Below are 25,326 nucleotides of genomic sequence, written 5' to 3'. Positions count from 1 at the left end.
ACTCAGCCTCCGGTAACCGGGGGAAAGAAGGCGACCTCATCGTTGTCGGTCAACGGCGTGGCATCGCCGGCCATCACCTGGTTGACGGCGCACAGCACGCGCCCCTGATCGAGCCCCTCGAAGCTCGGATCCTGCGCCTTGAGCGCGGCCTTGAGCCCGGCCACGTCGGCGCTTGGCAGGTCGTTGAAGGGCACCGAGACGTCGCCGACGCCGAGGCGCTCGCGCAGCTCGGCCAGGCACTTGACCCGGATGCAGGGGGCGGCGATGTCGCAGCGCGTGCCCACCGAGACCTCCCCGGCGGCCCCCTCGCCGGTGACGATGGGCGCCGTGGCGGCCTCGAGGACGGAGGTGGCCGGCGCCGCCGGCACCGCTGGCGCCTCGCGCCGGTAGTCGCCGGACTTGCCGCCGGTCTTGGTCTCCAGGTGGATGGCGCCGATCTCCATGTCCTTGTCCACGGCCTTGCACATGTCGTAGAGGGTCAGGCAGGCCACGGAAACCGCGGTCAGGGCCTCCATCTCCACACCGGTGCGGCCATTGAGGCGGCAGGTCGCGGTGACGTGCACGCAGGCGTTGTGCTCGTCGAGGCCGAAATCGATGGCCACCTTGGAGAGCGCCAGGGCGTGGCAGAGAGGAATCAGCTCGTGGGTGCGCTTGGCGGCCTGAATGCCGGCGATGCGCGCCGTGGCCAGCACGTCGCCCTTGGGAAGCCCGCCCTCGGCGAGCAGCGCCAGGGTCGCGGGCCGCATGCGAATGAGCCCGGAGGCCGAGGCTTCCCGGCGACTCTCCGGCTTGTCGGCCACATCGACCATGTGCGCCTCGCCGCGGGCGTTGAGATGGGTCAGGGACGGGTGGGTCAGGGACATGGGGAGTAGCGCCTCAAGGCAATCGGTGAAGGGGTTGGATGCTCACCGCCTCGCCGGGGGCCGCGCCCTCCCGGTCGTCGGCGAGCTCGATCAGGCAGTTGGCCGCCACCATCGAGGAGAGGATACCGGACCCCTGGGCGCCGGTGCTCGTCACGTGCAGGCGGCCATCGTCGGCGGCGTGGAAGATCCCGCGCAGGAAATCGGTCCGGCCGAGTCGGCTCTTCAGGGCCTCGTCGGCGATGGCGGTGAGCCGCCGGGGGCCGACGGCGCCTCGTCCCTGCAGCCGGGCCAGCAGCGGGGCCACGAACTGCAGGAAGGTGACCATCACCGCGACGGGATTGCCCGGCAGCCCCAGGAAGGGCACGCCACGTGCTCCCAGCAGGCCGCAGGCCAGGGGGCGCCCGGGGCGGATGGCGATGCGCCAGAACGCCAGGCGGCCGACCGTTTCCAGCGCCGCTCGGGTGAAGTCGGCCTGGCCCACCGAGACGCCGCCGCTGGTGATCACCATATCGGCCATTTCGGCGGCCTCGCGCAGCGCGGCCTCCATGGCCTCGCGATCGTCCGGCAGGATGCCGAGATCCATCGGCTCGGCGCCCTGCTCGACCAGCAGGCCCGCCAGGGTGTGGCGGTTGGCATCATAGATGCCGGCGGGCGGCAACGGCTGCCCGGGGGCGATGACCTCGTCACCGGTGGAGAAGACCGCCACCCGCGGCCGACGATGGACGAGGGCCTCGGCCAGCCCCAGGGAGGCCAGCAGCCCCAGCTCCGCGGCGCCGAGCCGCGTGCCGGCAGGCAGCGCCCGATGGCCGCGGGGGATATCCTCCCCGGCACGACGCACGTGCTGGCCCCGGCGGACGCGCTCGGGACGGTCGATCACCACGGCCTCGCCCTGCTCTTCGTTGAAGGGCTGATCATCGAGCGGCTCGGCGAGCTGCTCGCGCATGACCACGGTGTCGGCGCCCGGCGGCAGCGGGGCGCCGGTGGTGATGCGCACGCACTCCCCGGCCTGCAGCGCCTGGCCGCGATATGTGCCGGCGAGCACCTCGCCGACCAGGCGCCACTCGCCGGGCCTAGCGGCCGCGTCGGGCCAGGCCAGGGCGATGCCGTCCATGGCCGCGTTGGTGTTCTGGGGCACGTCGATCGGCGAGACCGCGTCCTCGGCCAGCACGCGCCCGTGGAGCGCGGCGAGGGCGACCCGCTCGGCGGGCAGCGGCGCCTCGACCAGGGTCGCCAGGCGCTCGCCGGCCTCCGCCACCGTCAGCATCCGCTCGCCGAGATCGAAACAGGAGAGCGTCATGACACGGCCTCCTCTCGCGGGCACTGGCGGGCCGGCCAGCGCGCGGGCCAGGCGGCGATCCAGTCGGCGAGCGCCTCGAGATCGTTGAGGTCCAGCGCGTCGACGCCTTCGGGGAGCGCGAGCGTCGCATCGCTCGCCACGGCCCGCACCCAGGGATCCTCGGCGACCCGCAGCGGCTTGCCCACCTCGGGCCGATGGAGCTCCAGTTTGGGCAGCGGCCAGGCCTTGAAGCCCTCCACCAGCACCAGATCGGGACGTTGGGGGCGCACCATCTCGATCAGCTCGGCCAGGTCGGCCTCCTCGCGCCCCGGGGTCTCCATCATCAGCGCCACCCGCGCCCGGGAGGCGACCAGCATGGGCGAGGCGCCGGCCTGGCGCAGGCGATGGCTGTCCTTGCCGGGCTGGTCGACGTCGAAGGCGTGGTGGGCATGCTTGATCACCGCCACCCGCAGACCGCGCTCGCCCAGGCTCGGCAGCAGCCGTTCGAGCAGGGTGGTCTTGCCGGTACCGCTCCAGGCGGCGATGCCGAGCACCGGGAGATCGTCGTCGAAGGGCAGGCGGTCCGGCACGCGCTCGCTCATGGGCTCACTCTCGTCGCCGGCGCCGCCTCGCCGAGGGCGCGCTCCAGGCGCTGTTTCTCGTCATCGGTATTGAGGTTGGCGAAGGCATCGGGGCAGTCGCGGACATCCACCCGACACCAGGCGTGGCGCGCGTACCAGCGGTCGATCTTGCGCTCGCCATCGGCCAGGGCCGCGGCGAGGTCATCGGCCAGCGAGGTGCGGATCAGCGCCACCACCGGATGCAGGCGCTCGCCATCGAAGGCCACGGCGATGTCGTGCTCACCGATGCCCGCCACCAGGCGCTCGACCAGATCCTCGGGCAGCGCCGGGGTGTCACAGGGCGTGACGACGAGCCAGGGCGTGGTCGCGGCCCGCAGGCCGCTGTAGATGCCCATCAGGGGACCCTGATAGCCACCCTCGGCGTCGGTCACCACGCGATCGGCCAGCGGCCGGTAGCGCTCGACGTTGCGGTTGGCGTTGATCAGCACCTCGGCGACGTGCCCCGCCAGTCGCTCGCGCACATGGGCCACCAGCGGACGGCCGGCGAAGGGCTCGAGGCCCTTGTCGCGTCCGCCCATGCGGCGGCCCTGGCCGCCGGCCAGGATCATGCCGGTGAGCGCTTCTCGGGTGATCATGGGCTCTCCTGACGATTCGATCGTGTCAGTCCCCATGATGCCTTAGCCCGCTGACGGGTGCCATGCCGAGCGAGCACGCAGGCCCGCGTCCCTGATGCGGGTCAAGGGGCCTCTTATCCGGGTGCCGAGGAGCCGGTATGATATGTTGAAAATATTCCACGAACACGACAACAAACGTCCCGAGGACCGAGACATGGACCAAGACACGGAAGCGACATTCGACGTAGGCGCACGCCTCAAGCAGCTGCGGCTGACCCGCGGCCTGTCACAGCGCGAGCTGGCCAAGCGGGCCGGCGTCACCAACAGTACGGTGTCGCTGGTGGAGCAGAATCACGTCAGCCCCTCGGTGAGCTCGCTGAAGAAGATACTGGACGCCCTGCCCGTCTCCATCAGCGCCTTCTTCGCCGGCGACGAGCCGAGCCAGCCCAAGCCCTTCTACCGGGCCGGCGAGCTGACCGAGATCGGCGACGGCACCCTCTCCTGGGGGCTGGTGGCCGCCCGCCGCCCGGACCGCCAGATGTCGATCATCCACGAGCGCTATCCGCCGGGCGCCGACAGCGGCGAGGAGATGCTCGAGCACGACGGCGAGGAAGGCGGGGTGGTGATCTCGGGGCGCATCGAGATCACCGTGGATGGCGAGGTAGGCGTGCTGGGCGTCGGCGACGCCTACTACTTCGATTCCCGCCTGCCCCACCGCTTTCGCAACGTCGGGGACGAGGAGTGCGTGATCGTCAGCGCCAGCACCCCGCCCACCTTCTCCGACGCGGGCCAGGAGCGCCATCACGCCTGAGCAGGATCACTCCTCCTCGGCGCGGGGCAGCACCCAGTTCAGCACGATGCCGACCAGGGCGGCGAGGCTGACGCCCTGCAGGGTGAACTGACCGTTGCCGAACTGCATGCCGCCGATGCCGAAGACCAGCACCAGGGAGACCACCACCAGGTTGCGCGGCGCGGTGAGTGGCTTGCCGGCGCGCACCAGGGTGTTCATGCCCACCACGGCGATGGAGCCGAACAGCAGCGTCATGATGCCGCCCATCACCGGCCCCGGAATGGTCTGCAGCACTGCACCGAGCTTGGCGACGAAGGCCAGCACGATGGCGATGCAGGCGGTGGTCACCATGATCCAGGGGTTGAAGGCGCGGGTCAGGGTCACCGCACCGGTGACCTCGGAGTAGGTGGTATTGGGCGGCCCGCCGAAGATCGCCGCGGCGGTGGTGGCCAGGCCATCGCCCAGCAGGGTGCGATGCAGGCCGGGCTTCTCCAGGTAGTTCCTGCGGGTCACCGAGCCGATGGCAACCATGTCGCCGATGTGCTCCACCGCCGGGGCGATGGCCACCGGGATCATGAACAGGATCGCCGCCCAGTGAAAGCTCGGCGCCGTGAAGGACGGCAGCGCCAGCCAGGCCGCGTCCCTGACCGGCGTGAAGTCCACCACCCCCATCAGCACCGACAGCGCATAGCCGGTGAGGATGCCGCCCATGATCGGGATCAGGCGGATCAGGCCGCGCCCGAACACCGCCAGCACCAGGGTGACAAAGAGGCTCGCCATGGAGAGGAAGATGGCGGTGCCGTAGCCGATGCTCTCGCTGGTCTCGCCGGTGGCCATGTCCACCGCCACCGGCGCCAGCGCCAGGCCGATCACCATGATCACCGGCCCCACCACCACCGGCGGCAGCAGACGATGCAGCCAGGCGGTGCCCTTTAGGCGCACGAACTGGGAGATCACCACGTAGACCAGGCCCGCGACCATCAGCCCGCCGAGGGTGGCGGGAATGCCGTAGTTGGCCACCGAGCCCTGGATGGGCGCGATGAAGGCGAACGACGAGGCCAGAAAGACCGGCACGCTGACCCGGGTGACGCCGTGGAAGATCAGGGTGCCGATGCCCGCAGTGAACAGCGCCACGTTGGGATCGAGGCCGGTGAGCAGCGGCACCAGCACCAGGGCGCCGAAGGCGACGAAGAGCATCTGCGCCCCGGTCAGCAGGGTGCGAAGGGGGCTTTCGGTCGGCAGGGACGAGGCCGCCGTCTGGTCGTTCATGGTCGTGGACTCCATGGGGATGCGGGGAGGGGCTGTCGAGCTGCGCGGCATTCTACCAGCCTCTTGGCGGCTTGGTACCCCGGCCGAGCGGCGGCTCACCTGCGTCCCGCCCTACCCTGCCCAACGACGATCTTCAGCGCGACGCTCCTTCCCTATCTATATCCCTAGCCCTATTCCTCACGCTCGAGCCCCGCGGACTCCGGCGAGGCGGTCGCCAGGTACTCCGCCAGTCGCGCCTCGGCCTGGTCGTCGAAGAGGATGTCGCAGGCCTCGCGAAGCCCCGGGGAGCGCCGGATCGTCTGCTCGGGAACGACCAGCGAAATCTTCGAGCGGCGCCGCAGGAAGTCCTCGAGCTTCGTCACCATCTCGCGTCGCCTGGCCTGCTTGAGCTCGCAGCGCAGGTACTCGGTGTGCTCGATCAGCACCTCGCCCTGCCGCGGGTCCTGGCGGATGTCCTCGAGCATCTCCAGCGCCTGGGCGCCGTAGCGCCGCCACAGGCGCGTGCTCAGCGGCTCCGAGGCGTCCTCGGCGGTCATGGCGTCCAGGTCCATCAGCCGCGCCTGGTGCAGGAAGGCCTCGCGCACCGAGGCATCCGGCTCGCCGTACCAGCGAACCTCCGGGTGGGGGATCGCGACGCCGAGGCGCGCCACCTCCTCGACGACCTCCTCGCCGACGTTCAGGCAGTCGGTGAGCTTGCCGCCGAAGATGCTGAGGTGGCGCATCTCGGGGTCGATATCGATGGCGTGCTTGCGCGACAGATGCAGGAAGTCTCGATCGTCGCCGCCGCTCGGCTTCACCGCCAGCGGCCGCACCCCGCAGCGGGTGGCGATGATGTCGGCCTTGGTGAGCGGCCTCTCCAGGGCGAGGCGGGTATTGATGTTGTCGAGCACGAAGCGGATGTCCTCCTCGGTGGCCCCGACTTCGGGCTTCTCGACCCGGGTGTCGGTGGTGCCGATGCAGGTGCGCGGCCCCATCGGGATCACGAAGAACAGCCGGCCGTCGTCGGCGAAGAAGGCCAGCACCCGCTGGCTATCGGTCAGCCGCGGCACGATCAGGTGGATGCCCTTGGAGAAGACGTGGCGATGGTCGGTCTGCTGCCCCGAGAGGCTGTTGTGCTGATCGACCCAGGGGCCGGCGGCATTGATCAGCACCTTGGAGCGGACCTCGAAGGTGCGACCGTCCATGCGATCGCGCATTCGGGTGACCCACAGCTCGCCCTCGCGTCGTGCGCCCATCGACTCGACGTAGTTGGCCGCCACGGTGCCGAAGTCCAGCGCTGCGCGCACGAAGTTGAAGACGAAGCGGGCATCGTTGTCGTGCAGATAGGCATCGGAGTACTCGAAGCCACCCTGTGCCCGTTCGGTGTCGATGATCGGCTCCCGGGCCTTGATGCTGGCGGGCCGCAGGAAGTGCGGGCGTCGGGTGAAGGCGCTGCCCATCAGCCAGTAGAGCCAGGTGCCGGCCCAGGGGTAGAGGGGATGGTGGCGAAAGCCCTTGTTGATGGTGGTCAGGAAGCGAATCTCCTGCACCGTGGAGGGGTAGCTCTCGATCAGGTGATTGCGGCTCTTGCAGAGCTTGCGCACCAGCGCGAAGTCGCCGCTCTCCATGTACTTGATGCCGCCCCACACCAGGTTGGACGAGTGCATGCTGGTGCTGCCGGCGAAGTCGCCGCGGTCGATCAGCGCCACCCGGGCGCCCTTGCCGCTGAGCGCGGCGGCGGCCGCGGCGCCGTTGATGCCGCCGCCGACGATCAGCGCATCGAAGACCCGTTCGGGCAGCTTGCGAAGGTTGTTCTGTCTGAGTTGCATGTCTGGCCCTTTTTCGAAGCACCGCGTATCGACGCGAAAGGCCCCGCTCGGCATGCACCGAGCGGGGCCCTGGGTCCCGTTCAGGCAACCGGTCACACGTGCTGATTCGGCGCCGGATTCCCCCGGCGCCAGGTGGGGCGGGTCAGGCGACCCGCCCGCCGATCATTCGCGCGAGCCGGCGGCCATCCACTCCTCCATCATCTGGTCGTAGGGCACGGTGGTGCCTTGGGGCATCTCGTTGTCGAGCTTGGCCTTGGGCGAGCCGGGCTGGGAGAGCCAGTACTCGGGATCGCGCTCCTCATTCAGGTTGGGTGCATAGGTGGTGAAGACTTTGGCCCGCGCCAGGCGCGCCATAATGCTGTCGAGGTCCGCGGCGAGATTGTCCAGCCCCTCCTTGGGCGAGATGTCGCCACTGACCGCCGGCGCCAGGTTCTGCCACCACAGCGGCGCCATGCGCGGATAGTCCGGCACGTTGGTCGAGGACGGCGTCCAGTTCGACTCGTTGGGGCTGCGATAGAACTCCACCAGGCCGCCGAGGGTGGGTGCCATCTCGCTCATCTGCTCGGAGAAGATATCTGACTCGCGGATCGGCGTGAGGCCCGCCATCAGCTTCTCGAGCGACACCGTCTTGGCGGTGGTGAACTGGGCGAACAGCCAGGCCGCGGTGCGGCGATCCTCCGGCGTGGAGTCGAAGAAGGTCCAGGAGCCCACGTCCTGGTAGCCGACCTTCATGCCCTCCTCCCAATAGGGCCCGGCGGGCGACGGCGCCATGCGCCACTTGGGCGTGCCGTCCTCCTCGGTCACCGGCAGGCCCGGGTCGGTCATGTCGGCGGTGAAGGCGGTGTACCAGAACATCTGCTGGGCGATCTGGCCCTGAGCCGGCACCGGGCCCGCCTCGCCGAAGGTCATGCCGCTGGCCTCGGGGGGCGCGTACTGCTCGAGCCAGTCGACCATCTTGGTCACGGCGAAGATCGAGGCCGGGGAGTTGGTGGCGCCGCCGCGGCTGACGCTCGCGCCCACCGGCTCGCTCTGCTCGTTGACGCGGATGCCCCAGTCGTCGACCGGATTGCCGAAGGGCACGCCGGGGCTGCCCATGCCGGCCATGGAGAGCCAGGAGTCGTGGAAGCGCCAGCCCAGCGACGGGTCGCGGCGCCCGTAGTCCATGTGGCCATAGACCTTGGTGCCGTCGATCTCGCCGACGTGCTCGGTGAAGAACTCGGCGATGTCCTCGTAGGCGGTCCAGTTGGTCGGCACGCCGAGCTCATAGCCGTAGCGCTCCTGGAACTGCGCCTTGAGGTCCTCGCGCTGGAACCAGTCGTAGCGGAACCAGTAGAGGTTGGCGAACTGCTGGTCGGGCAGCTGGTAGAGGTTGCCATCGGGGCCGGTGCCGTACTGCAGGCCAATGAAGTCATCGAGATCCAGCGTCGGCAACGTATAGTCGGCCCACTCGTTCTCCATGGCCTGGGAGAGGTTTACGGTGGTGCCGTAGCGAATATGAGTGCCGATGGCGTCGGAGTCGTTGACGTAGGCGTCGTAGATGTTGCGACCCGACTGCATCTGGGTCTGCATGTTGTTGACCACGTCCCCCTCGCCGATGATGTTGTGCGTCACCTCGATGCCGGTGAGCTCGCTGAAGGCCTCGGCCAGCACGTCACGCTCGTAGATGTGCGTGGTCAGGCCCTCCGCCACGGTATTGATCTCCATGCCGCGGAAGGGCTCGGCGGCCTTGGCGAACCACAGCAGCTCCTCGATCTGCTGTTCGCGGGAGAGCGTCGAATCCTGGAAATGCTCATCGATGAGCCGCTCGGCGATCGCCCGGGCATCGTGGTTGTCGGCATGCAGGGAGGCACTGGCCAGCATGATGCTGGCCGCCACCAGTGAGCGTCGTATTGTTATTGCTGTCATGTTGACCTCGTTGGTTAGGGTGCTTCGTCCATGAAGCGTGCGTTCCATGGCGTGGTTGCAGGACATTGCCTGCAGAACGGGGGTTGCGGGGTGTTGCCGTCAGCCCCAGCGCATCAGGATCAGTAGCCAGAGACCCGATGCGGCGAGGGCCAGCCAGATGCTGAGCGGGGTGAAGCCCACGACCAGCAGATGGATGTAGGCGGCACAGAGCAGCCCGATGAAGAGTCGATCGCCGCGGGTGGTGGCGATCGGCAAAAAGCCCTTGCGCTCGACCGTCGGCGAGACCACCTCCCAGGCGGTCATGCCAACCAGCATGGCGGCGATGGCCGAGAAGAAGACGGTGGTGGGGGTGGTCCAGACCATCCATTCCATGTCGTGGCCTCCTCAGGTCCGGCCCAGGGCGAAGCCCTTGGCGATATGGTTGCGCACGAAATAGACCACCACGATGCCGGGCAGGATGGTCAGGGTGCCGGCGGCGGCCAGCGTGCCCCAGTCGATGCCCGAGGCGCCCTTGGTCTGGGTCATCACCGAGGCGATGGGCTGGGCGCCGGTGGAGGTCAGGGTGCTGGCGAGCAGCAGCTCGACCCAGGAGAACATGAACAGGAAGAACAGCGTCACGCCGATCCCCGAGCTGATCATCGGAATGAAGATCTTCACGAAGAAGCGGGGGAAGCTGTAGCCGTCGATGAAGGCGGTCTCGTCGATCTCCTTGGGCACGCCGCTCATGAAGCCCTCGAGGATCCACACCGCCAGCGGGATGTTGAACAGGCAGTGCGCCAGCGCCACGGCGATGTGGGTATCGAAGAGCCCCACCGTGTAATAGAGCTGGAAATAGGGCAGCAGGAAGACCGCGGGCGGCGCCATCAGGTTGGTCAGCAGCCAGAAGAACAGGTGCTTGTCGCCGATGAACTGGTAGCGGCTGAAGGCGTAGGCCGCCGGCAGCGCCACCGCGATGCTGATCAGCATGTTCATCAGCACGTAGGTGATCGAATTCACGTAGCCCATGTACCAGCTGGGCTCGGTGAAGATCTTGGCGTAGTGCTCCAGGGTGAAGTCCTCGGGCCACAGTGTCAGCCCGCCGAGGATCTCGGTATTGGACTGGAAGGACATGTTGAGCAGCCAGTAGATCGGCAGCAGCACGAAGACGATGTAGGCCGCCATCAGGCCGCGACGGCGCCACTGACGGGAGGCCGGGCGCGCCTGCCGACGACGCCGCTGGTCGGCGGCGGCGGCACGCTTGCGCACGGCACCGGGGGTCGTGGGCAGGGAATCACTCATCCGGAGCCTCCTTGCGCGGGGTGTCTTTCTGCATGTTCATGATCGCCGTGTAGAAGACCCAGGTGACCAGCAGGATGATCAGGAAGTAGATCAGCGAGAAGGCGGCCGAGGGCCCCAGGTCCTGCTGGCCGATCGCCATGGTGGTCAGCGACTGGCTGAGGAAGGTCGTGGAGCTGCCGGGCCCCCCGCCGGTAAGCACGAAGGGCTCGGCGTAGATCATGAAGGAGTGCATGAAGCGCAGCAGCACGCCGATCACCAGCACATTGGTGAGCTTGGGCAGCTGGATGAAGCGGAACACCGCCCACCGCGAGGCGCGATCGATGCGCGCGGCCTGGTAGTAGGCATCCGGAATCGCGCGCAGGCCGCTGTAGCAGAGCAGCGCGATCAGCGGCGTCCAGTGCCAGACGTCCATCAGCACGATGGTCGCCCAGGCATCCACCGGGCTCGCCGTGATGTTGTAGCCGTAGCCCAGCTCGCGCAGGCTCCAGCCCATCAGGCCGATGTCGCCGCGGGTGAATATCTGCCAGATGCTGCCCACCACGTTCCATGGAATCAGCAGCGGCATGGTCACGAGTATCAGCACCGCCGAGGCCTGCCAGCCCCGCTTGGGCATGATCAGGGCGATGCCGATACCCAGCGGCACCTCGATGGCCAGCACCGTCAGCGAGAAGGCGAACTGGCGCAGCACGGCCGCCTGCAGGGCCGGGTCGTTGAGCATCTCCTTGAACCACTCGGTGCCGGTGAAGAAGCGCGTGTTGGCATCGAAGACGTCCTGCACCGAGTAGTTCACCACGGTCATCAGCGGAATGACCGCGGAAAAGGCGACCAGCGCGAGCATCGGCAGGATGAGCCACCAGGCCCGGTTGTTGTAGACCTTATTCATGGGCGAACTCCACGCGAAACTCGTCGACGTACAGACCGAGACGCTCGTCGGGGAAGCGCAGCCAGGCGCGACCGCTGGGGGGCGGCTGGCCCTCCTCGATGCGCGCCTTGAGGGGCGTGCCGCCCAGGGTCAGGGTGACGATCGAGTAGGTACCGAGATCCTGGGCGTGCTGTACCCGGGCCTCCATCGAACCGGCGACGGGCTCCGAGTGCACCTCGATGAACTCCGGCCGGATGCCGAGCTTGACGTTGGCCGAGCGCGCTCCAGCCACGGCGTCGTGAACGCCCTGGCCCACCTCGAGCCGGGTCTCGCCGGCCATCACCCGGCCCTGATGCGTCGTGACCGTCAGGAAGTTCATCCCGGGGCTGCCGATGAAGTAGCCGACGAAGGTGTGGTTGGGGGTCTCGAAGAGCTCGCGAGGGGTGCCGAACTGCACCACCTGCCCCTCGTACATCACGGCGATCTTGTCGGCGAAGGTGGAGGCCTCGAGCTGGTCGTGGGTCACGTAGACCATGGTGATCTCGAAGCGCTGGTGGATCTCCTTGAGCTTGCGGCGCAGCTTCCACTTGAGCTGCGGGTCGATGACGGTCAGCGGCTCGTCGAAGAGGATCGCCGAGACGTCTTCCCGCACCAGCCCCCGGCCCATGGAGACCTTCTGCTTCTCGTCGGCGCTCAAGTTCTTGGCCTTGCGCGTGAGCTGCGGCGTCAGCTCCAGCACCTCGGCGACCTCCATCACCCGCTCGTGGACCCGGGCCTCGGGGGTCTTCACGTTGCGCAGCGGGAAGGCCAGGTTGTCATAGACGGTCATGGTGTCGTAGACGACCGGGAACTGGAACACCTGGGCGATGTTGCGCGCCTCGGGCGGCAGGGCATTGACCACCTCCCCGTCGAAGAGCACCTCGCCGCTGGAGGGTTCCAGCAGGCCCGAGATGATGTTGAGCAGGGTCGACTTGCCGCAGCCGGAAGGCCCGAGCAGCGCATAGGCCCCGCCCTGGTGCCAGACGTGATCCATCTCGCGGATGGCATAGTCCTCGGGCGCGGTCGGGTTCGGCAGGTAGGTATGGGCCAGCGACTTCAGGGTGATCTCGGCCATCTCACACGCCTCCCAGATGGGTCGGGATATGCACCACGGCACCCTGCCGGTCGAAGGCATAGACCTTGTGGGTCGGGAAGTAGAGGGTCACGGGGGCATCGACGTCGAACTCGTGGACGCCCGCCAGGTGGACCGTCATGTGGACGCGGTCGTTGTGCACGTGCAGGAAGGTCTCGGAGCCGCTGATCTCGGCCAGGTCGACGACCATCGCCACCTCGATGTCGTCCGCGGCCCGGGGCGCGAGCGAGATGTGCGAGGCGCGCACGCCGAAGCGGTACTCCCCGGGGGGCAGCGAGCGCAGGTCGTCGTTGAGGGGAAAGTGCGTGCGCTCGTCGAAGGTCACCTCGCTCCCGGAGATGATGCCGTGCACGATGTTGATCGGCGGTTCGGAGAACATCTCGGCGGCGAGGATGTCGCGCGGACGATGGTAGACGTCCTCGGTGCGGCCGTACTGCAGCAGGCGACCCTCGTGGAGCACGGCGGTGTTGCCGCCGAGGGCCAGCGCCTCGGCGGGCTCGGTGGTCGCGTAGACGGCGATGCAGTTGCGCTCGCTGAACACGCTGCGCAGCTCGTCGCGAAATTCCTCGCGGAGCTTGTAGTCCAGGTTGACCAGCGGCTCGTCGAAGAGCACCACATCGGCATCCTTGACCAGCGCCCGCCCCATGGCGGTGCGCTGCTGCTGGCCGCCGGAGAGCTCCAGCGGCAGGCGATCGAGGAGGTGTTCGATGTGCAGCATCTCGGCCACCTCCCTCACCCGCCGATCGATCTCGGCCCGCGACACTCGGGCGAGCTTCAGGGGCGAGGCGATGTTGTCGAAGACCGAGAGGGCCGGATAGTTGATGAACTGCTGATAGACCATGGAGACGTTGCGCTTGCGCACCGAGCGACCGGTGACATCCTCGCCGTTCATCAGGATGCGGCCTCGGGTAGGCACGTCCAGCCCGGCCATCAGCCGCATCAGGGTGGTCTTGCCCGACAGGGTCCGCCCCAGCAGGACATTGAACGAGCCGGGCCCTAGCTCCAGGTTCACGCCCGCGATGTGTGTGGAACCACCGACCACATGATCGATGTTATCTAGGATCAGGGACATACGGATCTCGAGGTGTCGTTGTTATGTGGCGAGCACGAGGACTCGTCCAGACAACGTAGTCGAGATTCACTTTCAAACACAAATGTCGCCAAGCGAAAATATCAACGCCCACCGCCGACGCCCCGCGCAACCAGGCGCAACCTAATGAAAGGCCAGGCCTTTATCCGACATTCAACTTTTGTCTAATCAAAGACGTGAAAAGCGGGTCCGGGGCGATCGCGGGCAATCATGCTCGAAAACGAACATGCCGCGACATGATACGAACCCTGGCGCTAGGGGAAGACGGGGCACAGAAAGACGAGATGGGCACGTGGAGAGACGAGCGGGCTACGAGAGAGCGGCGGAATGGCGCAAAGGAGGGGGGAGGCTCCACCCGGGAAGGCAAGGGGCGGATATCACGAAGCTGCCCCTTCGCACCCGCGCGGAGGCCCTGCGGGTGCGAAGGGGCGCGGAGGGCTCAGCGGGTGCCGAAGATCTTGTCGCCGGCGTCGCCCAGGCCCGGAACGATGTAGCCGTTCTCGTCGAGGTGATCGTCGACCGAGGCGGTGTAGAGCTCGATGTCCGGATAGCTCTCCTGGACGCGCTTGATGCCCTCCGGCGCCGCCACCAGCACGATCACCTTCATGTGCTTGCAGCCGCGCTCGCGCAGCATGTCCAGGGTCGCCACCATGGTGCCGCCGGTGGCCAGCATCGGGTCGATGACGATCGCCATGCGCTCGTCCAGGTCATTGGCGAACTTGGCGAAGTACGGCACCGGCTCGAGGGTCTCCTCGTCGCGGTAGAGCCCGACCACGCTGACCCGTGCGCTGGGGATCAGGTCGGTGACGCCGTCGAGCATGCCCAGGCCCGCGCGCAGGATCGGCACGATGGTGACCTTCTTCCCCTTGAGCAGCTGGACCGGAATCGGCTCGCCGCTCCAGCCGTCGATGTTCTGGGTCTCGAGCTCGAGGTCGCTGGTCGCCTCGTAGGTGAGCAGCTTGGCCAGCTCGCCGGCCAGTTCGCGGAAGCTCTTGGTGCTGATGCCGGCTTCGCGCATCAGGCCAAGCTTGTGCTGGACCAGGGGATGCTGGATGGCGTGGACGCTCATGGGGATGACCTCTTCGACGGCGGCGGGATGACGGCGACCATCGTCGGATGGACGACGGCGGCAAATTGCGCGCCATTCTAAACGCATCCGACGTCTAGGTTAAGGCTGGTCGGGCAACTGCCAGTCGATGGGCTCGCGCCCCTGCTCGACGAGGAAGGCGTTGGCGCGCGAGAAGTGGTGGTTGCCGAAGAAGCCGCGATGCGCCGAGAGCGGCGAGGGGTGCGGGGATTCCAGCACCAGGTGGCGCCGGGTGTCGATCAGCGCCTTCTTCTGGCGGGCATGGCCGCCCCACAGCAGGAACACCGACGGCGCGGCGTGCTCGCTGACCGTCTCGATGGCGCGATCGGTGAAGGTCTCCCACCCCTTGCCGCGATGGGAGCCGGCACTGCCCTGCTCCACCGTCAGCGAGGTGTTGAGCAGCAGCACGCCCTGGCGCGCCCAGGCCTCGAGGTTACCGTGGGCCACCGGCCGGGTGCCGAGGTCCGCCGCCAGCTCCTTGTAGACATTGGTGAGCGACGGCGGCACCCGCACCCCGGGGCGCACCGAGAAGCAGAGGCCGTGCGCCTGATCCGGGCCGTGATAGGGATCCTGTCCGAGGATCACCACCTTGACCTCATCCAGCGGCGTCAGCTCGAAGGCACGAAACCAGTCGGCCGAATGCGGGTAGATCACCTTCCTGGCCGCCTTCTCGGCGGCCAGGAAATCGCGCAGCGACTGCATGTAGGGCGCATCGAACTCCTCGCCCAGCCACCGCTGCCAGCTGTCGGGAAGGGGGCAGGTCATGGTTCAGCGCTTCCCCTGGTCGACCAGCGGCTCGACATAGGCCACGCCCATGTCCCAGGGAAACTGGATCCAGCAGTCCTGGGCCACCTCGGTGAGGTACTGATCCACCAGCGGCTTGCCCTCGGGCTTGGCGTAGACGGTCACGAAGTGCGCCCTGGGCAGCATCTCGCGCACCGCCCGGGCGGTACGACCCGTGTCGACCAGGTCGTCGACCAGCAGCCACCCCTCGCCGTCGTGGTCGACGCCCTTCATCACCTCCAGGCCGCCCTGCTCCATGCGCTCGTAGCTCTTGATGCAGACGGTGTCGATGAGGCGCACGTCGAGCTCGCGGGCGATCAGCGCGGCGGGGATCAGCCCGCCTCGGGTGATCGCGACGATGCCCTTGATGTCGCGTTCGACCAGCCGCTGGCAGAGCTCGCGCACGTCGCGATGCAGCTGGTCCCAGGAGATGATCAGGCGCTGGTGATAGCGAGAGCCGCTCATGGTGTCATTCGTCCTCGGTGAAGGAGCAGACTGCGAACACGCTGTAACCCGCCTCGCGGATACGCTGCGCGCCGCCCAGATCCGGCAGGTCGACGATGGTGGCGGTCTCCACCACCTGGCCGCCGCTGCGGGTGATCAGCTTGGCGGCGGCCAGCATGGTGCCGCCGGTGGCGATCAGGTCGTCGACCACCAGGATGCGGTCCCCCGCGCGGAAGGCGTCGGAGTGCAGCTCCACCTCGGCCTCGCCGTATTCCAGGGTGTAGGTCTCGCTGATGGTACGAAACGGCAGCTTGCCCTTCTTGCGCACCGGCACGAAGCTGCAACCGAGCTCGTAGGCCAGCGGTGCACCGACGATGAAGCCGCGCGCATCGATGGCGGCGATGGCGTCGATGTCCATCTCCTGGTAGCGATGCACGAAGCTGTCGACCAGCTTGCGAAAGGCCGCGCTGTTCTGCAGCAGCGGGGTGATGTCGCGGAAGTTGACCCCCGGCTGCGGCCAGTCGGGGACGGTGCGGATCACGGACTTGATGTAGTCGCCGTAGATGCTCATCGGATGCAGCCTCGGTCAGTGAATGCGGTCAGCCAGGATCAGCTGAGAAACAGGAACTTGGCGGCGAACAGCAACGCCAGCACGATCACCGCCGGGTTCAGGTCCTTGAACCGCCCGGAGAGCGCCTTGATGGCGGCGAAGCTGATGAAGCCCAGCGCGATGCCCTCGGCGATGGAGAACGTCAGCGGCATCGCCAGGGCCGCGATCAGTACCGGGGCGGCCTCGGTCGGGTCGTCCCAGTCGGCGTGGGACAGGCTACCGGCCATCAGCACCGCCACGTAGAGCAGCGCGCCGGCGGTGGCGTAGGACGGGATGGAGCCGGCCAGCGGCGCGAAGAACAGGCTGATCAAAAACAGCGCCGCCACCACCACGGCGGTGAGGCCGGTGCGCCCGCCGGAGACGATGCCCGCCGTGGACTCGACGTAGCTGGTGGTGGTGGAGGTGCCGAGCACCGCGCCCGCCATGGAGGCACCGCTGTCGGCCATCATGGCACGACCGATGCGCGGCAGCTTGCCGTTCTCGTCCAGCAGGCCGCCCTTGTGCGCCACGCCCACCAGGGTGCCGGAGGTGTCGAAGAGGTCGACGAACAGGAAGGCGAAGATCACGCTCAGCATCGCCACGTCCATCGCCCCGGCCAGATCCAGGGCCATGAAGGTCGGCGCGATGGAGGGCGGCATGGACATCAACCCGCCGAACTCGTTGTGCCCCAGCACCATGGCCAGCGCGGTGACCCCGAGGATGCCGATCATCACCGCCCCGGTGACCCGCAGGTAGGCCATGGCGGTGATCGCGAAGAAGCCCAGCAGCGCGTAGAGGGCCGACGGCTCGGTGAGATCGCCCAGCGAGACGTAGGTCGCCTCGTTGGCCACCACGATGCCGGCGTTCTTGAGCGCGATCATCGCCAGGAAGAGGCCGATGCCCGCGGCTATCCCTAAGCGCAGGGAGAGCGGGATCGAGTTGATGATCCACTCGCGGATCCGGAAGATGCTGAGCAGGAAGAAGATGAAGCCGGAGAAGAAGACCGCCCCGAGCGCCGCCTCCCAGGTGTAGCCCATGCCCAGCACCACGCCGTAGGTGAAGAAGGCGTTGAGGCCCATGCCCGGCGCCTGGGCGATGGGATAGTTGGCCCACAGCCCCATGATCAGACAGCCCACCGCCGCGGCCACGCAGGTGGCGACGAACACCGCCCCGTAATCCATCCCGGTCTGGGAGAGGATGCTCGGGTTGACGAAGATGATGTAGGCCATGGTCAGGAAGGTGGTGATCCCGGCGATGACCTCGGTCTTCACGTTCGTATGGTGCTCGGCGAGCTTGAAATGGTTGTCGATGAGGCGTTTCAACATGGGTGTCCTTCCTGCGCGCGATGACGTCTGGGCGTCCGGCTGGCCGGAAACGGGGCACGGCCCGTTTCATGGCCCCGAAATACCGGGGGGTGGCGAGAAAAGCGGCCTATGGTACCCAAAGCCTCTGCACGTTGCGAGGCGTCCGGGCGGCACGCTTCCCCATCATTAAGCCATCGCCGGGGCATTCGCCAGCCGACCTGCCAACGCAGCGACGCGCCCCGCCCGATCGGCCCCTCGGCGTCAGGCGCCGCGCGCCTCGAGCACCCGCTCCACGGTCTCGACGATGGCCTGGGTCTGGGGGTCGATCTCGATGTTGACGAGATCGCCGGGCGCCCGATCGACGAGGATGGTCCTGGCGAGCGTCTCGGGAATCAGGTCGACGCAGAAGCGCGGGCCGTGATCGGCGCTCGCGCGGCGCGTCTCGCCGATGGTCAGGCTGATGCCGTCGACGCCGATATAGCCCTTGTCGAACAGGTAGCGCCCCAGTGCCGCGGGCACCTCGAACCACAGCCGACGGTTGTTGGGCGCCTCGTCGAGCTCCACCAGCTCGGCCATGCCCATGACGTGGCCGGACATGGCATGGCCGCCGATCTCGTCACCGAAGCGGGCCGCGCGCTCGATATTGACGCGATCGCCCTCCTTCAGCGCACCGAGGTTGGTCACGCGCAGGGTCTCGCGCATCAGGTCGAAGCTGATCCGCTCGCCCTCGATGGCGGTTACCGTGAGGCAGACGCCGTTGTGGGCCACCGAGGCGCCGAGCGAAAGCCCCTCGTTGAGCGGCGCCGGAAGTGCCAGCACGTGGGTACGGAAGGCCTCGGCCTCCTGAATGGCGACCACCTCGGCGGTGCCCTGAACGATGCCTGTGAACATGGATGCTCCTCGTGCGCGTCGACCCCTGGCGGGCCGCCAAAACGGCCAGTCTAGGAAACCCGGCCAGGCACGTCCATTCGCCGCGCCGCCCAGGGCTCGACGGCCAAGCGGCGCGCCTCGATGCGCAAGGATCACCAACGCAAACAGGCGTCACAGAAAATATCACCACGGCAGCGCCATCTCGCCGGCCACATGCCCTGGCCAGCTTGACGATCGGGCGTTTGAAAAATAGAATAACCCGCTACATTTTGAAGGCGCCGATTTGTACCCGGATTGCGGGCGCCGACGTCGTGGAGCGCCTCTCGAGGCAACCCGCGGCGTGAAGTGCAGCTAAAAGGGTGTGTCCAGCGTTGATGGCCACCCGTCAGGGTGGCCTTTTTTTATGCCCGATGCTGCCACGCCCGCCCGGCCGGCGCCCCACCGGCGGCTGCGATGATTCGACTACACGACGTTTCCAAGACCTACTATCCCAAGGGACGCAGCGGCGGCCCCAACGCGGTGACGGCGCTCAAGCACGCCAACCTGCACGTGCCCAAGGGCGAGATCCACGGCGTGATCGGCCTCTCCGGCGCCGGCAAGTCCACGCTGATCCGCTGCGTCAACCTGCTCGAGCGCCCCACCACGGGCACCGTGACCGTGGACGGCCAGGAGCTGACCGCCCTCTCCGGGGCGGCGCTCAACCAGGCTCGCCACCGCATCGGCATGATCTTCCAGCACTTCAACCTGCTGACCTCGCGCACCGTCTTCGCCAACGTGGCCCTGCCGCTGGAGCTGATGGGCATGAAGCGCGCCGAGATCCGGGAGCGGGTCATGCCGCTGCTCGACCTCGTCGGCCTCTCCGACAAGGCGCGCCAGTATCCGGCCCAGCTCTCCGGCGGCCAGAAGCAGCGCGTGGCCATCGCCCGGGCGCTGGCCAGCCGCCCCAAGGTGCTGCTCTGTGACGAGGCCACTTCGGCGCTGGACCCGCACACCACCGGCTCGATCCTGGAGCTGCTGCGCGACATCAATCGCAAGCTCGGCCTGACCATCCTGCTGATCACCCACGAGATGGAGGTGGTCAAGTCGATCTGCCACCGGGTCAGCCTGATCTCCGACGGCGAGCTGGTCGAGGAGGCCGAGGTCGGCGACTTCTTCACCGCACCCGGCACCCAGTTGGGCCGCGACTTCCTCAACGACTTCCTGGAACTCGAGCCGCCCCAGGCGCTCATCGAGCGCCTCGAGGAGACGCCCGGCCCCACCAGCCACCCCGTGGTGCGCCTGGCCTTCTCCGGCGATGCCGTCTCGACCCCGCTGATCTCGCGGCTCGCCCGCGAGTGCGGCGTCGACGTCAGCATCCTCCAGGCCAAGGTGGAGTCGATCCAGGAGCGCACCCTGGGCCTGATGATCGCCGAACTGATGGGGCCGGCGGAGAAGACCCGCGAGGCCCTGGACTATCTCGAATCCCACGACCTGCAGGTGGAGGTGCTCGGCCATGTCCAGCGCGATGATTGAACTCATTCTCGAGGCCACCCTCGACACCCTCTACATGGTGGCGGTCTCCGGCGTGATCTCGGCGCTGGTCGGCATCCCCCTGGGGGTGCTGCTCTACGTCACCCGGCCGCGGCAGATACTGGCCGAGCCGGTGCTGAATCGGGTGCTGGGCGCGATCACCAACATCGGTCGCTCCATCCCCTTCATCATCTTGATGGTCGCCATCATCCCCCTCACGCGGATGCTGGTGGGCTCGTCGATCGGCACCAACGCCGCCGCCGTGCCGCTGACCATCGCCGCGATTCCCTTCGTCGCACGCCTGGTCGAGGGCGCCCTCAACGAGATCCCGCCGGGGCTCGTCGAGGCCGCCCAGTCCATGGGCGCCACGCCCTGGCAGATCATCACCAAGGTGCTGGTGCCCGAGGCGCGCGGCGGCATCTTCACCGCCCTGACGGTGACCGCCGTCACCCTGGTCAGCTACTCGGCCATGGCCGGCGCCGTGGGCGGTGGCGGGCTCGGCGACCTGGGCATCCGCTACGGCTACAACCGCTTCAACCCGACCATCATGCTAATCACCGTGGTGATCCTGGTGGTGATGGTGCAGGGCTTCCAGAGCCTGGGCGATTATCTGGTGCGCAAGAGCGACCATAAGTGATGCGCCCTCTTAAATAACCAGAATGCATTATAATTTTTCTGCTTATTCCGTTAGTATCGGGTTCGACTCGTCTTTCACAAGGAGCACCGCGACATGCGCAAGACCCTGATCGGCACCCTGACCGCCTCCGCCCTGACCCTCTCCGCCGGCGCCGCCCTGGCCGATGAGCACGCCATCAAGGTCGGCACCGTGGCCGGTCCCGAGACCGACGTCATGAAGGTCGCCGCCGAGATCGCCGAGCGCGAGCATGGCCTCGAGGTCGAGATCATCGAGTTCACCGACTACGTGACGCCCAATGCCGCCCTGGCCGACGGCAGCCTCGACGCCAACGCCTATCAGCACGAGCCCTACATGCGCTCCATGGTCGAGGATCGCGGCTACGACTTCGCCATCGCCGGCTACACCTTCGTCTACCCGATCGGCGCCTACTCCGCGAAGTACGACAGCATCGAGGAGCTGCCGGAGGGCGCCACCATCGCCCTGCCCAACGACCCCTCCAACGAGGGTCGCGCCCTGATCCTGATGCACAACGAAGGGCTGCTCACGCTCCAGGACCCGACCTTCCTGGAAGCCACGCCGCTGGACATCGCCGAGAACCCCCACGACTTCGACTTCCGCGAGATCGAGGCCGCCCAGCTGCCCCGCGTGCTGCCCGACGTGGACATGGCCTTCATCAACAACACCTTCGCCCAGCCGGCCGGCCTGAGCCTGGATGACGCCCTGATCAAGGAGGGCGCCGAGTCTCCCTACGTCAACCTGATCGCGGTGCGCGGCGGCGACGAGGATCGCGAGGCCATCCAGCAGCTGGTCGAGGCCTACCAGACCGACGAGGTCGAGGCCAAGGCGAGCGAGCTGTTCGGGCCGCAGGCGGTACCCGGCTGGAAGTGAGGCAGCAAAACTGCCTAACCGCGAGAGGCGCCGACTGCTAGCCGAAGAGGAGGTCCTGCGCCAGGGATGGCGCCGGTAGCGCCCAGGGAGGGGGTCACAGCGCCTCCTCGCAGGCTGGCTGACGGATCAGCCTCGAGCGAAAGCCTGTTTGACATCGCGACAAGGCCGGCCGGTGCGCCGGCCTTTCCTGTTCAAGGAGCCGACATGACACCGGATCACGCCCAACCCAACTATCCCCTGCTCGCCCGCCAGCTCGGCGCGCTGCTCGACACCCGCGACTGGCTGACCAACAGCGCCCAGACCTGCGCCTTCATCATGCAGGAGATCCCCGCGCTCAACTGGGCCGGCTTCTACCTGCAGCGCGAGCCGCAGCTGCTCTGCCTCGGCCCCTTCCAGGGCAAGCCGGCCTGCCATCCCATTCCCTTCGACAAGGGCGTATGCGGCGCCGCGGCACGCAGCCGCGAGACCCAGCGCGTCGACGACGTGCACGCCGTCGCCGACCACATCGCCTGCGACGCGGACTCCCGCGCCGAGCTGGTGGTGCCAATCGTGGTGGAGGATCGCCTGTGGGGCGTGCTGGACCTCGACAGCCCGATGGAGGGCCGCTTCAGCGACGCCGACCGCGACGGCATCGAGGCGCTGGTCGCCGTCTTCGTCGAGCACAGCGACCTGGCGTGATCCCCGGCCCGGCGAGGCGATCGACCCCGCCGGGCACGCTGTCATGCAGTGCATCGCTCGAGACGCAGCGCGCGCGAAACAACCGCGCAGCATGAAAAACGCCCCGCAGCCAGTGGCTGCGGGGCGTTCTCGAATCTGGTAGGACCAGGCGGATTTGAACCGCCGACCTCCACGATGTCAACGTGGCGCTCTAACCAACTGAGCTATGGTCCTGCAAGCTGTGCCCGGGTGCGTGATGGTAGGACCAGGCGGATTTGAACCGCCGACCTCCACGATGTCAACGTGGCGCTCTAACCAACTGAGCTATGGTCCTTCACCCTGTTGTCGGCATGACTTCGCCGTGGCAACGGATGCGTATTCTACGCCATCGAAACCGGAATGCAAGCCCGTCGTGCGTTTTCTTGTCCGGCGAATCAGCAAGTTGGCCTGCCCCGACGCTGTCGGCTACTGGGTGCGGACGCGCTCGACGGCCTCCTTCCAGCCCCCGTAGAGGCGCTCGCGCTCGGCCGGATCCATCTGGGGGGTGAAACGACGCTCGCAGCGCCACATCTCGGCGATCTCGTCGAGATCGCGATACCAGCCGAGACGCAGCCCCGCCAGGTAGGCGGCCCCCAGAGCCGTCGTCTCCAGCACCGTGGGGCGATCCACCTGCACGCCGAGCATGTCGGCCAGAAACTGCATCACCCAGTTATTGGCCACCATGCCACCATCGACACGCAGGATCCCCGGCGACGCCGCCATGTCGTCGTCCATGCACACCTGCAGGTCGCGGGTCTGGTAGCAGACCGCCTGCAGGCCGGCGGCGACGATCTCGGCGATCCCGGTATCCCGGGTCAGGCCGAGGATGGCCCCGCGCGCCTTGGGATCCCAGTGCGGCGCACCCAGGCCGGTGAAGGCCGGCACCAGGTAGACGCTGTGACCGGTGCGCGTCTGGCAGGCCAGCGCTTCGGTCTCGGCGGCATCGGCAAACAGCTGCAGGCCGTCGCGCAGCCACTGCACCGTGGCCCCGGCGACGAAGATGCTGCCCTCCATCGCATAGGTCGGCTTGCCGTCGAGGCGATAGGCCACGGTGGTCAGCAGGCGATTGCGGGAGGTCTCGGCCGACTCGCCGGTGTTGACGATCATGAAGCAGCCGGTGCCGTAGGTGCTCTTGCCCATGCCGGGGGCGAAGCAGGCCTGCCCCACCAAGGCCGCCTGCTGATCGCCGGCCACCCCGGCGATGGGCAGCTCGCCGCCCAGCCACCGGGCATCGATGCGGCCGAAGTCGTCACTGGAGTCCTTGACCTCGGGGAGCAAGCTCGCCGGAATGTCGAACAGCGCGAGCAGCGCCTCGTCCCAGCGCTGCTCGTGGATGTTGAAGAGCGCGGTGCGCGAGGCGTTGGTGGCGTCGGTGGCGTGCACCCGCCCCCCGGTGAGCCGCCAGATCAGGAAGCTGTCCACGGTGCCGAAGGCCAGTTCGCCGCGCTCGGCCCGCTCGCGGGCGCCGGGTACCTCGTTGAGCAGCCAGGCGAGCTTGGTCGCCGAGAAGTAGGGGTCGATCAGCAGGCCGGTGCGCGCCTGGACATCCTCCAGGTGACCCGCCTCGCGCAGCCGCCGGCACGCCTCGTCGGTACGCCGATCCTGCCAGACGATGGCGTGGTGGAGCGCCTCGCCGGTCTCGCGATCCCACAGCACCGTGGTCTCGCGCTGGTTGGTGATCCCGACGCCGGCGACCTCGGCAAGCTCGATGCCGCTGCTGGCGATCACCTCGCGACAGGTGGCGAGCACGGTGTCCCAGATGTCCTCCGGGTCGTGCTCGATCCAGCCATCGTGGGGGTAATGCTGGGGAAACTCTCGCTGAGCCGTGGCGACGCTTCGCCCCTCGCGGTCGAACAGAATCGCCCGGGAGCTGGTGGTGCCCTGGTCGATGGCCAGAAGGTAAGAAGCCATAGCAAGCATCCTGTTGTGATTGTGGTGGCGTGCCAATTTCGCTTTTCGACGCTAATGTTCGCTTATGATCATCAAGCCTACTCCAGCCCGCGGTCGCGCTCAATTGGCGCCAGGCGACGGCTCAGACCGCTCCCAGCTGGGCACGAGGATGGCGTGAACCGCCCACCAAGCGCACCGAAGTGGCTGATCGGGTGCCTGCATCCATGATCACAATGGCATAGAATCGGGCCAGCCAAGGAGACACCATGAACCAGCAGCAACGCCAGGACGCCATCATCGAGCTGGTCCGCCGCCAGGGCTATGCCAGCATCGAGCAGCTCACCGAGCACTTCACGGTCACTCCGCAGACCATTCGCCGCGACCTCAACACCCTCGCCACCGAGGGACGCATTCGGCGCGTGCACGGCGGCGCCGGCCTGGAGTCGAGCACGGTCAATACCGCCTACTCGACCCGCAAGACCCTCAACCTGGAGGCCAAGCAGCGCATCGCGACCCTGCTCGCCCGCCATGTACCCGATCACTCCTCGCTGTTCATCAACATCGGCACCAGCAACGAGGTGATCGCCGAGGCACTGCTCGACCACCAGGGGCTCGAGGTGATCACCAACAACCTCAACGTGGCGGCGATCCTCCAGCACAAGGAGGACTTCAACGTGATCATCGCCGGCGGGCAGGTCCGTTCGCGGGACGGCGGCATCATCGGCGAGGCCACCATCGACTTCATCAACCAGTTCAAGGTCGACTACGGCATCATCGGCATCAGCGGCATCGACGAGGACGGCTCGCTGCTGGAGTTCGACTATCAGGAGGTGCGCGTGGCCCAGGCCATCCTGCGCAACTCCCGGCAGGTCTTCCTGGCCACCGACCACTCCAAGTTCCGGCGCAACCCGGTGGTCCGCCAGGGCAACCTGGCCCAGCTCGATGCCCTGTTTACCGATCGCGAGCCGCCCGAGGCGATCCTGCGACTGCTGAAGCAGCACGACGTCGCCCTGCACCTGGCCTGAGGGCATCGAATAAGCGCCACCCGGCCCTCACGACGGCCACCCCGCCAGCGCCCTCCTTTCCAGCCCCTTCCTTGGCACCCGTTTTCCCTCATGTTGCGGTGCGATCACAAATCGCGCCTTGATGTTCGAATTGATT

The 25,326-nt window shown here is 67.5% G+C and carries 25 protein-coding genes and 2 tRNA genes; 6 read left to right on the top strand and 21 right to left on the bottom strand.

Annotated features, from left to right (window positions below):
• Positions 1 to 2 precede the first annotated feature (2 nt).
• The 4 genes from moaC to mobA are packed head-to-tail and all read right to left on the bottom strand — an operon-like array spanning position 3 to position 3,355.
• A complete protein-coding gene (gene moaC, locus ACGTNG_RS06125) occupies positions 3 to 863 on the bottom strand; it encodes a cyclic pyranopterin monophosphate synthase MoaC (protein ID WP_394576114.1) in 861 nt (286 codons plus the stop codon).
• Between the two features lie 13 nt (positions 864 to 876).
• Positions 877 to 2,160: a molybdopterin molybdotransferase MoeA gene (moeA, locus tag ACGTNG_RS06120; RefSeq protein WP_394576113.1), complete on the bottom strand. Its 1,284-nt coding sequence runs from the start codon at positions 2,158 to 2,160 to the stop codon at positions 877 to 879.
• Positions 2,157 to 2,741, bottom strand: coding sequence for a molybdopterin-guanine dinucleotide biosynthesis protein B (gene mobB, locus ACGTNG_RS06115; protein WP_394576112.1), 585 nt, complete (start codon positions 2,739 to 2,741; stop codon positions 2,157 to 2,159). Before mobB ends, moeA begins: the two co-directional genes overlap by 4 nt.
• A complete protein-coding gene (gene mobA, locus ACGTNG_RS06110; RefSeq protein ID WP_394576111.1) occupies positions 2,738 to 3,355 on the bottom strand; it encodes a molybdenum cofactor guanylyltransferase MobA in 618 nt (205 codons plus the stop codon). Before mobA ends, mobB begins: the two co-directional genes overlap by 4 nt.
• A gap of 193 nt (positions 3,356 to 3,548) precedes the next feature.
• Here mobA and ACGTNG_RS06105 point away from each other — a divergent pair, with 193 nt between their 5' ends.
• Positions 3,549 to 4,145 (top strand): cupin domain-containing protein, encoded by a 597-nt coding sequence (locus ACGTNG_RS06105; protein ID WP_394576110.1) that lies wholly within the window; start codon positions 3,549 to 3,551, stop codon positions 4,143 to 4,145.
• A 6-nt stretch (positions 4,146 to 4,151) separates the two neighbouring features.
• Here the strand turns inward: ACGTNG_RS06105 and ACGTNG_RS06100 are convergent, their stop codons facing one another.
• The 14 genes from ACGTNG_RS06100 to ACGTNG_RS06035 all read right to left on the bottom strand — a co-directional run bounded on the left by ACGTNG_RS06100 (position 4,152) and on the right by ACGTNG_RS06035 (position 18,566).
• A complete protein-coding gene (locus ACGTNG_RS06100) occupies positions 4,152 to 5,393 on the bottom strand; it encodes a uracil-xanthine permease family protein (RefSeq protein ID WP_394576109.1) in 1,242 nt (413 codons plus the stop codon).
• A 170-nt stretch (positions 5,394 to 5,563) separates the two neighbouring features.
• On the bottom strand, positions 5,564 to 7,201 hold the full coding sequence (locus ACGTNG_RS06095; RefSeq protein ID WP_394576108.1) for a glycerol-3-phosphate dehydrogenase/oxidase: 1,638 nt from the start codon (positions 7,199 to 7,201) through the stop codon (positions 5,564 to 5,566).
• A gap of 162 nt (positions 7,202 to 7,363) precedes the next feature.
• A complete protein-coding gene (locus ACGTNG_RS06090; protein ID WP_394576107.1) occupies positions 7,364 to 9,106 on the bottom strand; it encodes an ABC transporter substrate-binding protein in 1,743 nt (580 codons plus the stop codon).
• Between the two features lie 99 nt (positions 9,107 to 9,205).
• Positions 9,206 to 9,478 carry a DUF2160 domain-containing protein gene (locus tag ACGTNG_RS06085; protein ID WP_394576106.1) on the bottom strand — a complete coding sequence of 91 codons (273 nt, stop codon included), beginning with the start codon at positions 9,476 to 9,478 and terminating at the stop codon, positions 9,206 to 9,208.
• 12 nt (positions 9,479 to 9,490) lie between these two features.
• Positions 9,491 to 10,384, bottom strand: a complete 894-nt coding sequence (locus tag ACGTNG_RS06080; RefSeq protein ID WP_394576105.1) for a carbohydrate ABC transporter permease — start codon at positions 10,382 to 10,384, stop codon at positions 9,491 to 9,493.
• Positions 10,377 to 11,267: a carbohydrate ABC transporter permease gene (locus ACGTNG_RS06075; RefSeq protein ID WP_394576104.1), complete on the bottom strand. Its 891-nt coding sequence runs from the start codon at positions 11,265 to 11,267 to the stop codon at positions 10,377 to 10,379. Before ACGTNG_RS06075 ends, ACGTNG_RS06080 begins: the two co-directional genes overlap by 8 nt.
• On the bottom strand, positions 11,260 to 12,360 hold the full coding sequence (locus ACGTNG_RS06070) for an ABC transporter ATP-binding protein (RefSeq protein ID WP_394576103.1): 1,101 nt from the start codon (positions 12,358 to 12,360) through the stop codon (positions 11,260 to 11,262). Before ACGTNG_RS06070 ends, ACGTNG_RS06075 begins: the two co-directional genes overlap by 8 nt.
• Before the next feature lies 1 nt (position 12,361).
• Positions 12,362 to 13,450, bottom strand: coding sequence for an ABC transporter ATP-binding protein (locus ACGTNG_RS06065; RefSeq protein ID WP_394576102.1), 1,089 nt, complete (start codon positions 13,448 to 13,450; stop codon positions 12,362 to 12,364).
• Between the two features lie 457 nt (positions 13,451 to 13,907).
• On the bottom strand, positions 13,908 to 14,537 hold the full coding sequence (gene upp, locus ACGTNG_RS06060) for a uracil phosphoribosyltransferase (protein ID WP_108444492.1): 630 nt from the start codon (positions 14,535 to 14,537) through the stop codon (positions 13,908 to 13,910).
• A 99-nt stretch (positions 14,538 to 14,636) separates the two neighbouring features.
• Positions 14,637 to 15,320, bottom strand: coding sequence for a uracil-DNA glycosylase (gene ung, locus ACGTNG_RS06055; RefSeq protein ID WP_394576101.1), 684 nt, complete (start codon positions 15,318 to 15,320; stop codon positions 14,637 to 14,639).
• Positions 15,321 to 15,323: 3 nt separating this feature from the next.
• Positions 15,324 to 15,803, bottom strand: coding sequence for a xanthine phosphoribosyltransferase (gene gpt / locus ACGTNG_RS06050; protein ID WP_394576100.1), 480 nt, complete (start codon positions 15,801 to 15,803; stop codon positions 15,324 to 15,326).
• A 4-nt stretch (positions 15,804 to 15,807) separates the two neighbouring features.
• Entirely contained in the window at positions 15,808 to 16,353 is a 546-nt protein-coding gene (locus ACGTNG_RS06045; protein ID WP_394576099.1) for an adenine phosphoribosyltransferase, read from the bottom strand.
• A gap of 38 nt (positions 16,354 to 16,391) precedes the next feature.
• Positions 16,392 to 17,696, bottom strand: a complete 1,305-nt coding sequence (locus tag ACGTNG_RS06040; RefSeq protein ID WP_394576098.1) for an NCS2 family permease — start codon at positions 17,694 to 17,696, stop codon at positions 16,392 to 16,394.
• A gap of 240 nt (positions 17,697 to 17,936) precedes the next feature.
• Positions 17,937 to 18,566, bottom strand: coding sequence for a riboflavin synthase subunit alpha (locus ACGTNG_RS06035; protein WP_394576097.1), 630 nt, complete (start codon positions 18,564 to 18,566; stop codon positions 17,937 to 17,939).
• 432 nt (positions 18,567 to 18,998) lie between these two features.
• On the opposite strand from ACGTNG_RS06035, the gene ACGTNG_RS06030 reads away from it, so the two are divergent.
• From ACGTNG_RS06030 to msrC, 4 genes are all read left to right on the top strand, one after another.
• The gene (locus ACGTNG_RS06030; RefSeq protein WP_394576096.1) at positions 18,999 to 20,057 is read left to right on the top strand and encodes a methionine ABC transporter ATP-binding protein; all 1,059 of its coding nucleotides are present in this window, start codon (positions 18,999 to 19,001) and stop codon (positions 20,055 to 20,057) included.
• On the top strand, positions 20,038 to 20,691 hold the full coding sequence (locus ACGTNG_RS06025; protein ID WP_349757845.1) for a methionine ABC transporter permease: 654 nt from the start codon (positions 20,038 to 20,040) through the stop codon (positions 20,689 to 20,691). Before ACGTNG_RS06030 ends, ACGTNG_RS06025 begins: the two co-directional genes overlap by 20 nt.
• A 93-nt stretch (positions 20,692 to 20,784) precedes the next feature.
• On the top strand, positions 20,785 to 21,579 hold the full coding sequence (locus tag ACGTNG_RS06020; protein WP_394576095.1) for a MetQ/NlpA family ABC transporter substrate-binding protein: 795 nt from the start codon (positions 20,785 to 20,787) through the stop codon (positions 21,577 to 21,579).
• A gap of 204 nt (positions 21,580 to 21,783) precedes the next feature.
• Positions 21,784 to 22,257 carry a free L-methionine (R)-S-oxide reductase MsrC gene (gene msrC / locus ACGTNG_RS06015; RefSeq protein WP_394576094.1) on the top strand — a complete coding sequence of 158 codons (474 nt, stop codon included), beginning with the start codon at positions 21,784 to 21,786 and terminating at the stop codon, positions 22,255 to 22,257.
• Between the two features lie 136 nt (positions 22,258 to 22,393).
• Here the strand turns inward: msrC and ACGTNG_RS06010 are convergent.
• From ACGTNG_RS06010 to glpK, 3 genes are all read right to left on the bottom strand, one after another.
• A tRNA-Val gene (locus ACGTNG_RS06010) sits at positions 22,394 to 22,470 on the bottom strand.
• A gap of 23 nt (positions 22,471 to 22,493) precedes the next feature.
• Positions 22,494 to 22,570, bottom strand: a tRNA-Val gene (locus tag ACGTNG_RS06005).
• A gap of 131 nt (positions 22,571 to 22,701) precedes the next feature.
• The gene (glpK, locus tag ACGTNG_RS06000) at positions 22,702 to 24,186 is read right to left on the bottom strand and encodes a glycerol kinase GlpK (protein ID WP_394576093.1); all 1,485 of its coding nucleotides are present in this window, start codon (positions 24,184 to 24,186) and stop codon (positions 22,702 to 22,704) included.
• 245 nt (positions 24,187 to 24,431) lie between these two features.
• On the opposite strand from glpK, the gene ACGTNG_RS05995 reads away from it, so the two are divergent.
• Positions 24,432 to 25,190: a DeoR/GlpR family transcriptional regulator gene (locus tag ACGTNG_RS05995; protein WP_394576092.1), complete on the top strand. Its 759-nt coding sequence runs from the start codon at positions 24,432 to 24,434 to the stop codon at positions 25,188 to 25,190.
• Positions 25,191 to 25,326 lie beyond the last annotated feature (136 nt).

Origin of the sequence: Halomonas sp. B23F22_3, assembly GCF_043496965.1 — a bacterium.
In the GTDB taxonomy this organism is placed as follows: Bacteria; Pseudomonadota; Gammaproteobacteria; order Pseudomonadales; family Halomonadaceae; genus Halomonas.
Note: the sequence above shows the minus strand (reverse complement) of the source record. Positions and strands in the feature narration are given on the sequence as shown.

Excerpts from the sequence above, each read along its gene's own strand:
- moaC (WP_394576114.1), bottom strand. The coding sequence starts at position 863 with ATGTCCCTGACCCACCCGTCCCTGACCCATCTCAACGCCCGCGGCGAG.
- moeA (WP_394576113.1), bottom strand. The coding sequence starts at position 2,160 with ATGACGCTCTCCTGTTTCGATCTCGGCGAGCGGATGCTGACGGTGGCG.
- mobB (WP_394576112.1), bottom strand. The coding sequence starts at position 2,741 with ATGAGCGAGCGCGTGCCGGACCGCCTGCCCTTCGACGACGATCTCCCG.
- mobA (WP_394576111.1), bottom strand. The coding sequence starts at position 3,355 with ATGATCACCCGAGAAGCGCTCACCGGCATGATCCTGGCCGGCGGCCAG.
- ACGTNG_RS06105 (WP_394576110.1), top strand. The coding sequence starts at position 3,549 with ATGGACCAAGACACGGAAGCGACATTCGACGTAGGCGCACGCCTCAAG.
- ACGTNG_RS06100 (WP_394576109.1), bottom strand. The coding sequence starts at position 5,393 with ATGAACGACCAGACGGCGGCCTCGTCCCTGCCGACCGAAAGCCCCCTT.
- ACGTNG_RS06095 (WP_394576108.1), bottom strand. The coding sequence starts at position 7,201 with ATGCAACTCAGACAGAACAACCTTCGCAAGCTGCCCGAACGGGTCTTC.
- ACGTNG_RS06090 (WP_394576107.1), bottom strand. The coding sequence starts at position 9,106 with ATGACAGCAATAACAATACGACGCTCACTGGTGGCGGCCAGCATCATG.
- ACGTNG_RS06085 (WP_394576106.1), bottom strand. The coding sequence starts at position 9,478 with ATGGAATGGATGGTCTGGACCACCCCCACCACCGTCTTCTTCTCGGCC.
- ACGTNG_RS06080 (WP_394576105.1), bottom strand. The coding sequence starts at position 10,384 with ATGAGTGATTCCCTGCCCACGACCCCCGGTGCCGTGCGCAAGCGTGCC.
- ACGTNG_RS06075 (WP_394576104.1), bottom strand. The coding sequence starts at position 11,267 with ATGAATAAGGTCTACAACAACCGGGCCTGGTGGCTCATCCTGCCGATG.
- ACGTNG_RS06070 (WP_394576103.1), bottom strand. The coding sequence starts at position 12,360 with ATGGCCGAGATCACCCTGAAGTCGCTGGCCCATACCTACCTGCCGAAC.
- ACGTNG_RS06065 (WP_394576102.1), bottom strand. The coding sequence starts at position 13,450 with ATGTCCCTGATCCTAGATAACATCGATCATGTGGTCGGTGGTTCCACA.
- upp (WP_108444492.1), bottom strand. The coding sequence starts at position 14,537 with ATGAGCGTCCACGCCATCCAGCATCCCCTGGTCCAGCACAAGCTTGGC.
- ung (WP_394576101.1), bottom strand. The coding sequence starts at position 15,320 with ATGACCTGCCCCCTTCCCGACAGCTGGCAGCGGTGGCTGGGCGAGGAG.
- gpt (WP_394576100.1), bottom strand. The coding sequence starts at position 15,803 with ATGAGCGGCTCTCGCTATCACCAGCGCCTGATCATCTCCTGGGACCAG.
- ACGTNG_RS06045 (WP_394576099.1), bottom strand. The coding sequence starts at position 16,353 with ATGAGCATCTACGGCGACTACATCAAGTCCGTGATCCGCACCGTCCCC.
- ACGTNG_RS06040 (WP_394576098.1), bottom strand. The coding sequence starts at position 17,696 with ATGTTGAAACGCCTCATCGACAACCATTTCAAGCTCGCCGAGCACCAT.
- ACGTNG_RS06035 (WP_394576097.1), bottom strand. The coding sequence starts at position 18,566 with ATGTTCACAGGCATCGTTCAGGGCACCGCCGAGGTGGTCGCCATTCAG.
- ACGTNG_RS06030 (WP_394576096.1), top strand. The coding sequence starts at position 18,999 with ATGATTCGACTACACGACGTTTCCAAGACCTACTATCCCAAGGGACGC.
- ACGTNG_RS06025 (WP_349757845.1), top strand. The coding sequence starts at position 20,038 with ATGTCCAGCGCGATGATTGAACTCATTCTCGAGGCCACCCTCGACACC.
- ACGTNG_RS06020 (WP_394576095.1), top strand. The coding sequence starts at position 20,785 with ATGCGCAAGACCCTGATCGGCACCCTGACCGCCTCCGCCCTGACCCTC.
- msrC (WP_394576094.1), top strand. The coding sequence starts at position 21,784 with ATGACACCGGATCACGCCCAACCCAACTATCCCCTGCTCGCCCGCCAG.
- glpK (WP_394576093.1), bottom strand. The coding sequence starts at position 24,186 with ATGGCTTCTTACCTTCTGGCCATCGACCAGGGCACCACCAGCTCCCGG.
- ACGTNG_RS05995 (WP_394576092.1), top strand. The coding sequence starts at position 24,432 with ATGAACCAGCAGCAACGCCAGGACGCCATCATCGAGCTGGTCCGCCGC.